A 9,895-nucleotide genomic window follows, 5' to 3' on the forward strand; every position below is an offset into this window, starting at 1 on the left:
CGGAACTTCGCATCCTCGCGCAGCTTGTCGCGCTGGTTGGTCATTCGGGGCACCTCGGACAGGCTACCGCACAAGAACTGCCTGCAGGGCGCCTTGGGGGCAACGGAATAGCAATGGAAAGCGCATTCGACATAATCGCTCAGATTTGAGCGCTACATGCTGCCGGCCAGCGATGCAAGCGAATTTTTCAGGTGACCCGGGATAGGCAAGGCGGGTTTATCGCTCGGTGCGGACGCCATGCACTGGCGCGGGACCCGATGGCCATATCCAACAACACAGGCTCTAGGGTGGAACGGGTACAACTGCAATGCGAGCCAGGCCCGTATTAAACGGGCACCACTCAGCCGTTGGCGCCTTCCGATGCTACCCGATCATTTGCTTTGGTGGTGTCAGACCAATTCGAACCCGTCTCACCAAGGTGTTCCACCAGTAGCGAACGGATTCATGGCTGTTATCGAGGCCACGCTCGTAAAGCATATCCTCGACATTTCGCAGCGATAGCGGAAATCGGATGTACAACATCACCGCCAGGCGGATGATCTCGGGACTGGTTTTTTAAGTACTTGAACGGATCGCGTTTTGACATGGGGGCAGGGCAGGGCCACGGACAGCCGGTCTCAAGCTGGGTTCCTCTGACATGACCTTGGTCGGGGGTCCACGATATTCGACCGCCGGTGCAACCAATCGTACGGGTTTCCGTAGCAGGCAAGCGACCTTGCCTGAACAGCCTGCCCCGCTACTTCGGCCCCAAAAGGCAGAAAGGTGTAAGCCTGTTGTAAGCCGGGTCGTTCACCACCCCCTTCGACACCACGGGTGCATAACAATGAAGGAGCCGGACATGCGCATTCTTTCCCTCGCGGCGGGGCTGACACTTGCCCTCGCGACCTCACTCAACGCTGCGTCGATCCCTGCCGGCGGACAACTGGAATTCGACGTCGTCCGCAAGGGCAAGGATATCGGTGATCACAGCTATCGGTTTTCGGGGGCGGGCGACGCGCTGACCGTGAACGTCGAAACTGATATCGCGGTCAAGGTGCCGATCATCCGCACCACCGCCTTCAGCTTTCAGCACAAGAGCGTGGAATCCTGGGCCAATGGCGCGCTGAGGTCGGTACGCTCGGCCACCAATGACGACGGCACCCCGCACCAGCTGTCCACAGACGGCAAGGACGCGCTGCCGGCCAGCCTGTGGAACGACGACATCCTGCGCGTCAACAGCCTGCTCAACACGATTGATGGCAGCGTCATGAAGATCCGGGTCAGCGACCTGGGAACCGAACAGGTCGTCACCCGCGGCGGCGCGATCCCGGCGCATCACTACCGGCTTTCGGGCGATCTGAGCCGCGACCTGTGGTATGATGCACAGGGCAACCTTGCGCATGTCTCCTTTACGGCCGAAGATGGTTCCAAGGTGACTTACGTCCGAAAATAGGACACGCGCCCCATGCGGCTGCTGTATGTCGAAGACAATGAAAGGCTGGCTCAGAACATCTCTGCCAGCCTCAGGGCCAACGGCTTTGCCGTCGATTGGGTCGATTGCGGTGAGGATGCGGTGCATTCGGCCAAATCCTATGATTACGACGCCATCATTCTTGACCTGGGGTTGCCGGATATCGACGGGATGTCGGTGCTGAAGGCGGTCAAGGCGGTCAAACCCGAGGTGCCATTCATCATCTGCACAGCCCGTGATGCGCTGGAAGACCGGATCAACGGGCTTGATGCGGGTTCGGACGACTACCTTGTGAAACCGTTCGATGCGGCCGAACTTCTGGCCCGCATACGCGCGGTGTTGCGCCGCCCCGGCGGGGCGCTGGGGGTGACGCTGACCGCCGGCAACATCACCTTCGACACCGCCGAGCGCAGCGTCGAGATTGGCGCGACATGGGCGCGACTTTCCCGGCGCGAGATGGACCTGTTGGAGCTTTTCATGCGCCGCAAGGGGCGGATACTGTCAAAGGACGCGATAGAGAATGCGCTTTACGGGTTTGACGCTCCGCCCACCCCCAACGCCATAGAGGTGGCGACGCATCGGCTCAGGAAAAAGCTGGCGGAATTGAATGCCAGCATCGCCATCCATACCCTGCGCGGCATCGGGTATGTCCTGGAAGACGACGGCGCGTGAAGGGTCTGGCGGCGTTCTTTGGTGAGGCGCGCTCGCTCCGGCGGAGGCTCGTCGTCAACATATTGCTGGCGTTCGTGTTCTGCTTTGCCCTGGCCTCGGTGATCCTGATCCTCGAATTCTACGAACACCTGGAAAACAATCGCAAGGCCGCGCTTGCGCTCGAGGCTGCGGAAGTGGCCGCGCAGATAAGGCCGGACGCACCAGAGCTGGGGCTTGACGCCGGCGCGCTGCGCTTTCGCGGTGATGGCGGCCGCTATCGCTATACCGTTTTCGACGCAAAGATGCAGCCGCTTGTCGGCGGTGAGGCCGCGGACGGGCTGACGGACATGATTGCCGGCGCGACTACCGGCCTGCCGCTCTTTGTCGAATTCGGCGATATGCGGGCCGGTGCCGCGCGGGCCGTCAAGCGCGACGGACAGCGCTTTGTCGTGCTGGTGTCCACCGCCGTGCAGCCCGGCGGGGGAGGCCACCTTTCCGAGCTGCTGCACGAGGTCGCGGAAGAGATCCGATGGGTGGTCATCGGTATCGCCGCCATTCTCTTTGCCGCCGTGCTGGCGATCAACCGCGCGCTGCTGCCCCTCAGCCGCATTTCGCGCGAGGCCGAAGAAATTGGCCCCGGATCGACCGACAAGAGGCTATCCACCGGGCAATTGCCGACCGAAATCGTGCCCCTGGTTCACGCGGTGAACGAGGCATTCGACCGTCTGGATCAGGGCTATCGGGCGCAGCGGGATTTTTCCTCGAACGTCGCGCACGAGATACGCACGCCTTTGGCGGTGCTGCGTTCCGCGATCGACAGGATGGAAGAGGGCAGCCTGAAAAACGACCTGCGCCAGGATGTGCTGCGGCTGGAGCAGATGTTCGAGCAGATCATCGACCTTTCACGCGCCGAGGCGCTGGGCGTCACAGCCTTTGACGACGTCGATCTGCGGCAGATCGCGCTGGCGATTGCCGAGGAAAAAGGCGTGGCGGCCCTGCGAGAGGGCAAGAGACTGGCGGTGACGGGGGCGCAAAGCGTCACGGTAAAGGGCCAGGCCGGCCTGCTGGCCATCGCCCTCGACAATCTCCTGCGCAACGCGATCAACCACACCGATGGGCCCGGCGAAATCGAGATCGAGATAACCGACAACCCTGCCGGCTGGCGGGTCCTGGATCGCGGACGGGGCATCCCCGACGCGCAGATATCCAGCCTCTTCCAGCGTTTTCGGCGCGGTTCGGCAGACGGACATGACGGGGCCGGGATCGGGCTGGCCATTGTCAAGTCCGTGGCCGAGGCCCATGGTGCCGTCGCCTCGATCGAAGATCGCGAGGGGGGCGGCAGTGTCTTTTCCATCCTCTTCACGGCAGCTTGACGGGCCAATTCATCCGTCCCCGCCCCTTGTAAGCCTCTGGTAAGTCTGGCGGGCCAGACCCGGGTCAACTCCTGCACCCAAAAGCGAGATTGGCCCGCCATGAAGATCGACTTTCTGACAAGGGAAGGCCCCGCCCGTGCAGCGGCAGAGCGGCACATCCGCAACGTGTATCGAGAGGCCTATGGCGCCATGATCACCGAGTTCGCGCCGCGGCTCGTGACGGTGCAGAATCGCAGTGGACAGATCCTTTGCGCGGCCGGGCTGCGCACGGCCAGGGACGGGTTCTTTTCGGATACCTATCTCGATGGTGGCTTCGGCCGCTCGTTGCTGGGCGCAGATGACCAGCCCACGCCCAGGGACCGGATCATGGAGGTGGTGTCGCTGGCCTCGACAACCCCTTTTCCGGTGCTGGCAATGCTTGACGTGATGGTGGATTGGGGGCGCGCGCGGGGCATGACCTGCGGGGTCTTTACCGCGACCGCAAGCCTGCGCCGCCTGCTGGACAGGACCAGACTTGATTACACCAGGCTTGCGCCGGCCGACCCGTCGCGCATCGCCGCATCGGATAGCTGGGGCAGCTACTATGCGCATGACCCGTGGGTCTGCGCCTGCGCCGACCGGCAATTCGCCCCGGTCCAGCTGTCGCCACGCAACCAAATGGCCAAACTGCGGCGGAAAGCGTCCTGATGCGGCCCGTCTTCGAGGCTTTGCAGCGCAACGCGACCGAACGCCCCGGCGTTGCGGCCTTTCGCGACGATGCCGGCACGCTGTCCTGGGCCGGTCTGGCGGGGCGCGTGGCCGGCCTGGCCCGGCGGCTGGAAACCGCGCCGCAGACGGTCGCCATCGCCTTGCCGGGCGGGATCGACTATGTCGTGGCCGACCTGGCGTTGACGCTGGCGGGAAAGCGGCAGGTGCCGCTGCCGTTCTTTTTCAGCCGTGAACAGGTGGCACATATCCTGCGGGAAACGGGGGCGGGCGCGATCATCGCCGCCGGCCCCGACGCGCGCGGGGCGTGGGCGCTGCCGGTGATCGCGCCCGACGCCGCGCAGGTCGCCTTGCCGGAATATCCCGGCGGCGGCGAGCGGGTGATCTATACTTCGGGCTCTTCCGGGCGACCCAAGGGTGTGGTGATCGGCGACAGGCAGTTGGGCGCCTCGCTTGCCGCGCTGAGCGAGGTCGTTGGCGCCGGTCCGCAGGACAGGCACCTGTCCGTCCTGCCGCTGGCGCAACTGCTGGAACAGATCTGCGGCATCTTCCTGCCGATCCTTGCCGGCGCCGAATGCGTGATGCGTAGTGACGCGACACGCGCCCTTCTGGGTGGGCCGGTAGACGGGTTGACCCGCGCCATGGCCGAGATCTGCCCCACCACCAGCCTGCTGGCACCCGGCGTGCTGGGCCGATGGGTGGCGGAAATCGAAAGCGGCGGCCCGCCCGCCCCCTCCTCCTTGCGTTTCGTCGCGGTCGGCGGCGCGGCATCGCCGCCCGCCCTGATCCGCGCGGCCGAAGCAGCGGGCATTCCCGTGTATGAGGGCTATGGCCTGTCCGAATGCTGTTCGGTCGTGGCGATGAACCGCCCCGGTGCGAACGTGCCTGGCACCGTGGGTCCGGTCCTGAATGGTCTGGACGTGCAGATCATCGACGGCGAGATCACCGTCGCCGGCCCCAGCGTGATGGAGCGCTACCTTGGCGGGCCGCCCGCCCCAGCACGCTGGCATACCGGCGACCTGGGTCATTTCGATAACGGGTGTCTGGTGGTCGAGGGGCGCAAGGATGCGCTGCTGATCACCCCGGCGGGGCGCAACATCTCGCCCGAATGGGTCGAGGCCAGGGTGAATGGCGATCCGCGCGTCGTCAGCTCGGCGTTGACGCTGCGGGACAGAGATGGCGCATTGCTGCTTGTCGCGGTGCTGGCCGCGCCGGTCACACCCGGCGAGATTGCCAACATGCTTGGCGACCTGCCAGGTTATGCCCGCCCTTCCGGGCTGATCCCTGCCGATCCGTCAGAGCCAAACCTCCTTTTCCCTGCCGGCACACCCGACCGCAAGGTGGCAGCCGCCATCGCGAATGCCAGGCCGGCGGTTCCCCTTTCCTATCCGCATCAAGACGAAAGACGCGCATCATGACACAGGCCCCGACAGCCCTCATCACCGGCGCTGGCGCGGGCATCGGCCGCGCACTGGCCATCGAGGCCGTTCGCCGGGGCTATGACCCGATTCTGGTCGGGCGCACCGAGGGGACGCTTTTGGAAACGAGGGGGCTTTTCCCCGGTACCGACGCCCGGATCGTGGTGGCGGATGTAACGACACCCGAGGGCCGGCGCGACATCGTCGAGGCCGCGGGCAGCCGGCTGGACGTGCTCGTCAACAATGCGGGCACGCTGGATGTCGGCCACCTGCGAAACATGAAGGATGAGGCATTGGAACGGATGGCCGCCACCAACCTGGTTGCGCCCATCGCCCTGACCCGCGACCTGTTGCCGGCACTCGGGGCCGCGCGTGGTCGGGTGGTCAATATCGGGTCGGTCTTTGGCGATATCGCCTATCCGTTCTTCGCAGCCTACTCGGCCACCAAGTTCGGCCTGCGAGGGTTTTCCGATGCGCTCCGGCGGGAACTGTCGGGTTCGGGCATAGGCGTCACCTATATCGCTCCGCGCGCCACCCGCACCGCTGCGGAAGCCGAGTTTGCCGCGCTGGTCGAACCGCTGGCCATGACGCTGGACAATGCCGAACGCGTGGCAAGCGAGGCATGGCGCGCCATCGAGGCCGGGCGGCGCGAAAGCTTTCCACGCGGCAAGGAGAGGATCTTTGTCACGCTACAGCGCCTCTTTCCCTCGCTCATCGACAGATCCGTGGGGGCTCAGGCCCGCGATGCCAGGACGCTCAGCGCGCTGGAGCCTGTAAGCAAGACGTAAGCCCGCAGGTTCAAGCCCCGGACAGACAAACGACAAGGACATGGAAATGAAATACAATGTCATCCGGGCAAGCGAACGCGGCGCCCCCGAGATCACCGCAGAGGTGGTTGCGCAGGCCCGCGAAAACCTTGGCCGCGACGGTTGGGCCCTGCTGCGCGGTTTCAGAACCGACCTAAGCGGTTTCAGCGACCTGACGGCGCAACTCTGTACCAGGATCACCTTCGATCCCGCGCGCGAACATTCCGAGAAAAACATCCAGAAGGTCGATGCCGGACTCGGCCCCATCGGGTTGCACATCGAGAACGGCAACACGCCTGTCTGCCCGGACGTGGTTGCCTTTTACTGTACCCGCGCTGCCTTTGAGGGGTCGCAAACCACCATCTGTGACGGGCGCGAGATATACGACAAGCTCGACGCGCGACAAAAAGCGCGCTGGAGCCAGAGGATGAGAGTGAAACGCAACCTGCCCGAAGAGTTGTGGAAACGCTACCTTGCCAATGAACACCCCGCCATCAGCCATCCCGACGAGGTGCAAGAGGAGCATATCCTCCAGTTCAAGGCCGCGATCCCCGGGCAGGACTTCACCCTGCGCGACGATGGCTCGATGGATTACGAGCTGACGGTCCTGCCGGTGCGGCCTTCGTCCATTTCGGATGGGCAGGCCTTTGCCAACGCCATTCTCGGGCCGTCCCACAACTATGAGCCCCCCGTTTACACGCTCGAGGACGGGGCGCGCGTATCGCCAGACGAGATAGAGGAATTACGCGACCTGGCCGAAAGCTGCACGGTCGAGATCAACTGGCAGGACGGCGACATCGCGGTGGTCGACAACACCCGCGTCATGCACGGCCGCCGCGCCATCAAGGATACGGATCGCCAGCTTTTCATCGGCATGGGCAGGATCTGAGCACCCGACAAAGGCAGAGGGCGGCGGGATTGCCGCCCTCGACCCGCATCAAGATCACCGCATTTCGAAAAGTTCCTGGTGAAAGCGGTTTTCGACGTCCATGCCCTGCGCGGCGAAATCGGCCCGCAGGGCCTTGCCAAAGCCACTTGGCCCGCAGAACCACAGGCCGGCATCTCGCCAGCCCGGCACATCCGCCCGGATACGTTCGCCGCTGAGGTGACCGTCGCGGTCGTCGATCAAAACATGCAGGTGGACATTGGCGTTACGGGCGTCGGCGGCCAGGCGTTCCAACGCCGCCTCGTCAACCTCCCGCGTCGAATGGAACAGGTCGATCTCGGGGCGCACGGCGTCAGGCCCGGCGGCGGCCAGCTCTTTCAGGCGGGCAATGAACGGGGTGATGCCGATGCCCGCACCGACCCAGATCTGGCGCGGCAGGCCATCATCGAAGGTAAAGCAGCCATAGGGGCCTTCGACCCTCACCCACTGGCCCTTTTTCAGCCTTTCGGGGAGCCTGGATGTATGGTCCCCCAGCGCCTTGGTCACGAAGGTGATCCTGGGGTCATCCGGGTTCCAGGCAGAGGCGATGGTATAGGGATGCGCGCCCTCAAACCGGTTCGAGGTGACGAAGGCAAACTGCCCGGCCTTGTGCCCCGGCCAACCGGCGCCAAGCCGGATATCGGTTTCCAGTGTCCGAACGCCCGGAAATCTGTGGATGGCCGTGATTTCGCCCGAAACCCGGCGGTTACGCCCGATCGCCCCCAGCAACGAGACAAGCGCCGCATAGCTGCCCGCAAGCATCAGCAGGGCCAGTACCGGGCCGAGCGGCGTGAACCACATGTCATAATCGACCAGCACCACCGAGTGAAAAACCAGCATAAGATAGGCCACCGGCAGAGCCCGGTGCGTGTATCGGAAAAGCCGATAGGGAACGAGCTTGACCAGCGCGATGACCAGCAGGATCACCACGCCGTAGAAAGCCCATTCGCCCAGCCCCTCGGCCGTGCCGCGCAAAGAGACGAGAAAGGCGCGCACGGGTTCGGTGATTTCCGGGCGTGGCCCACGCTGCGGACTATCGAGGAGCCCCGCCCCGACGGCCCATTTTGGCGCCTCGGACCACAGCCAATGAAAGACCGCCAGCCCCAGAGCCCCGATCCCGAGCCATTTGTGAAGCCGATACATCTTGTCGAGCCCGCCAAGGCGGACCTCGGGCCAGCGCGGGCGCAACGACAGCACCATCGCCACGCTCATCGCCGCGATGGCAAGCACGCCCAACCACTGCATGAAGAACTGGCGCAGGGCAAACAGGCCGGTGGTGGAAAACATATCAAGGTTCAAGGCAAGCCAGAGCGCGCTGAGGCCAATCCAGAAGCCCCAGAACAATCGCTTATTCATTCGTGTCATTATTCTTTCTTTCCTGCTTCCCCACGACCTGTCGCGTTACGGCAAATATCCGCGAGGCCAGCGATGGGGGGTGTGCTACATTCGGTCATACGCGCGCGCCACGGCATTCCGTCGTGTTTGCGGAACGCTTTTCAGACAATACTGCACCCATGACCTCGCTCGCGCCGGATGTGCAGCAGGTGCTCTATGTGCCGGCGTGAAAGCGGGAACCGGATGTACGGCATTATCGCCAGGCGGATGATCTTTCGGCTGGTTTTGAAGTGCTTGAATGACGTGCGACTGGTCATGTTTGCATGGCTGCGGTTCCGTGATCGCCGCTGCAAGTCAGGCTTCTCTGACAGAGCCCCCGTTATCCACCGTGTGTCAGGTTCCCAAACCGATTGACTCGCCTTCTTCTTTGGCCGAGGGTACACATGTTTAACGGTACCGTTATTGCTGCAGATCGCCTTTCGCAGCTGCATTTTTCGGCACTCGTGACAGTTCCGAAGAACGCAGTTGATCGATTTCGCTGAACCAGCGTCGACCGTAGCCTGACTGGTGCCAATCCCGGACAGGAGACTATCCATGTCAAAAGATCGAACAGGGTCCGCGACTGGCGCAGCGCAGCGCAGTCTTGTCGTGCAGGAATTCACCAACGGCATTCTGGACCCGTCGCAGCAGATGCTGGGCCCGCTCGAAGACGGCGGCACAATCATCGCCAATACCGCGCCGGGATGCTGGGGGCCAATGATCACCCCGCGTCTTCGCGGCGGGCATGAGGTGACGAAACCGGTCTACGTGAACGGCGCAGAGCCGGGCGATGCGCTGGCGATCCGCATCCGCGACATCACCGTGACTGCCATCGCCACCGCGTCAGGACACGATTCGTCGCCCGAAGGGTTCTGCCTCGGTGATCCCTACGTCGCGGCCCGCTGTCCACATTGCGACGCGCTCTGGCCCGAAACCCATGTCGAAGGGATCGGGCCGGACGCGGTACGGTGCGACAAGTGCGGCAATCCCGTTAAGCCGTTCGAGGTGGTTCACGGATACACCGTCGTCTTTGACGAGACCCGCAGCGTGGGTGTCACCATGCCCACCCAACTTCGACAGTTCGCGGCTGATTTTTCCGGATTTCGTTTGGCGCAGGTCAACAAAACAAGGCGTTTTGTATCGCGAAGCGGTAGATTTCGTGGGATCGTTGTTGTGGCACGTGGTGTGATTTT

Annotated in this window: 9 protein-coding genes and 2 pseudogenes; 8 read left to right on the forward strand and 3 right to left on the reverse strand. The window is 63.6% G+C overall.

The annotated features are described in order from the left end of the window. Positions 1-426: 426 nt before the first annotated feature. A pseudogene (locus DL899_RS19995) lies at positions 427-586 on the reverse strand (IS6 family transposase); the annotation flags it as partial. 252 nt (positions 587-838) lie between these two features. Between DL899_RS19995 and DL899_RS18360 the strand changes: the two are divergent. From DL899_RS18360 to DL899_RS18390, 7 genes are all read left to right on the forward strand, one after another. Further along, complete coding sequence (locus DL899_RS18360) at positions 839-1,432, forward strand: DUF6134 family protein (RefSeq protein WP_162685654.1); 594 nt, start codon at positions 839-841, stop codon at positions 1,430-1,432. 12 nt (positions 1,433-1,444) lie between these two features. Beyond that, the gene (locus tag DL899_RS18365; protein ID WP_111735786.1) at positions 1,445-2,122 is read left to right on the forward strand and encodes a response regulator transcription factor; all 678 of its coding nucleotides are present in this window, start codon (positions 1,445-1,447) and stop codon (positions 2,120-2,122) included. Beyond that, entirely contained in the window at positions 2,119-3,474 is a 1,356-nt protein-coding gene (locus tag DL899_RS18370) for a sensor histidine kinase (RefSeq protein WP_111735787.1), read from the forward strand. The genes DL899_RS18365 and DL899_RS18370 overlap by 4 nt, the downstream gene beginning before the upstream one ends. Positions 3,475-3,573: 99 nt before the next feature. Further along, positions 3,574-4,161, forward strand: coding sequence for a thermostable hemolysin (locus tag DL899_RS18375; RefSeq protein ID WP_111735788.1), 588 nt, complete (start codon positions 3,574-3,576; stop codon positions 4,159-4,161). Beyond that, positions 4,161-5,597, forward strand: coding sequence for an AMP-binding protein (locus tag DL899_RS18380; RefSeq protein ID WP_111735789.1), 1,437 nt, complete (start codon positions 4,161-4,163; stop codon positions 5,595-5,597). Before DL899_RS18375 ends, DL899_RS18380 begins: the two co-directional genes overlap by 1 nt. Continuing rightward, a complete protein-coding gene (locus tag DL899_RS18385; RefSeq protein WP_111735790.1) occupies positions 5,594-6,385 on the forward strand; it encodes an SDR family NAD(P)-dependent oxidoreductase in 792 nt (263 codons plus the stop codon). Before DL899_RS18380 ends, DL899_RS18385 begins: the two co-directional genes overlap by 4 nt. A 46-nt stretch (positions 6,386-6,431) precedes the next feature. After that, entirely contained in the window at positions 6,432-7,292 is an 861-nt protein-coding gene (locus tag DL899_RS18390) for a TauD/TfdA family dioxygenase (protein WP_162685655.1), read from the forward strand. 54 nt (positions 7,293-7,346) lie between these two features. On the opposite strand, the gene DL899_RS18395 is transcribed toward DL899_RS18390, so the two are convergent. Both DL899_RS18395 and DL899_RS20000 read right to left on the reverse strand, forming a co-directional pair. Then, entirely contained in the window at positions 7,347-8,693 is a 1,347-nt protein-coding gene (locus DL899_RS18395; RefSeq protein ID WP_111735792.1) for a ferredoxin reductase family protein, read from the reverse strand. 164 nt (positions 8,694-8,857) lie between these two features. Further along, positions 8,858-8,980 (reverse strand): annotated as a pseudogene (locus tag DL899_RS20000) (IS6 family transposase); the annotation flags it as partial. Between the two features lie 277 nt (positions 8,981-9,257). Between DL899_RS20000 and DL899_RS18405 the strand changes: the two are divergent. After that, positions 9,258-9,895: acetamidase/formamidase family protein (locus DL899_RS18405; protein WP_204355359.1), on the forward strand; the 638-nt coding region annotated here is incomplete at its 3' end.

This window comes from Roseovarius amoyensis (assembly GCF_003260265.1).
In the GTDB taxonomy this organism is placed as follows: domain Bacteria; phylum Pseudomonadota; class Alphaproteobacteria; order Rhodobacterales; family Rhodobacteraceae; genus Roseovarius; species Roseovarius amoyensis.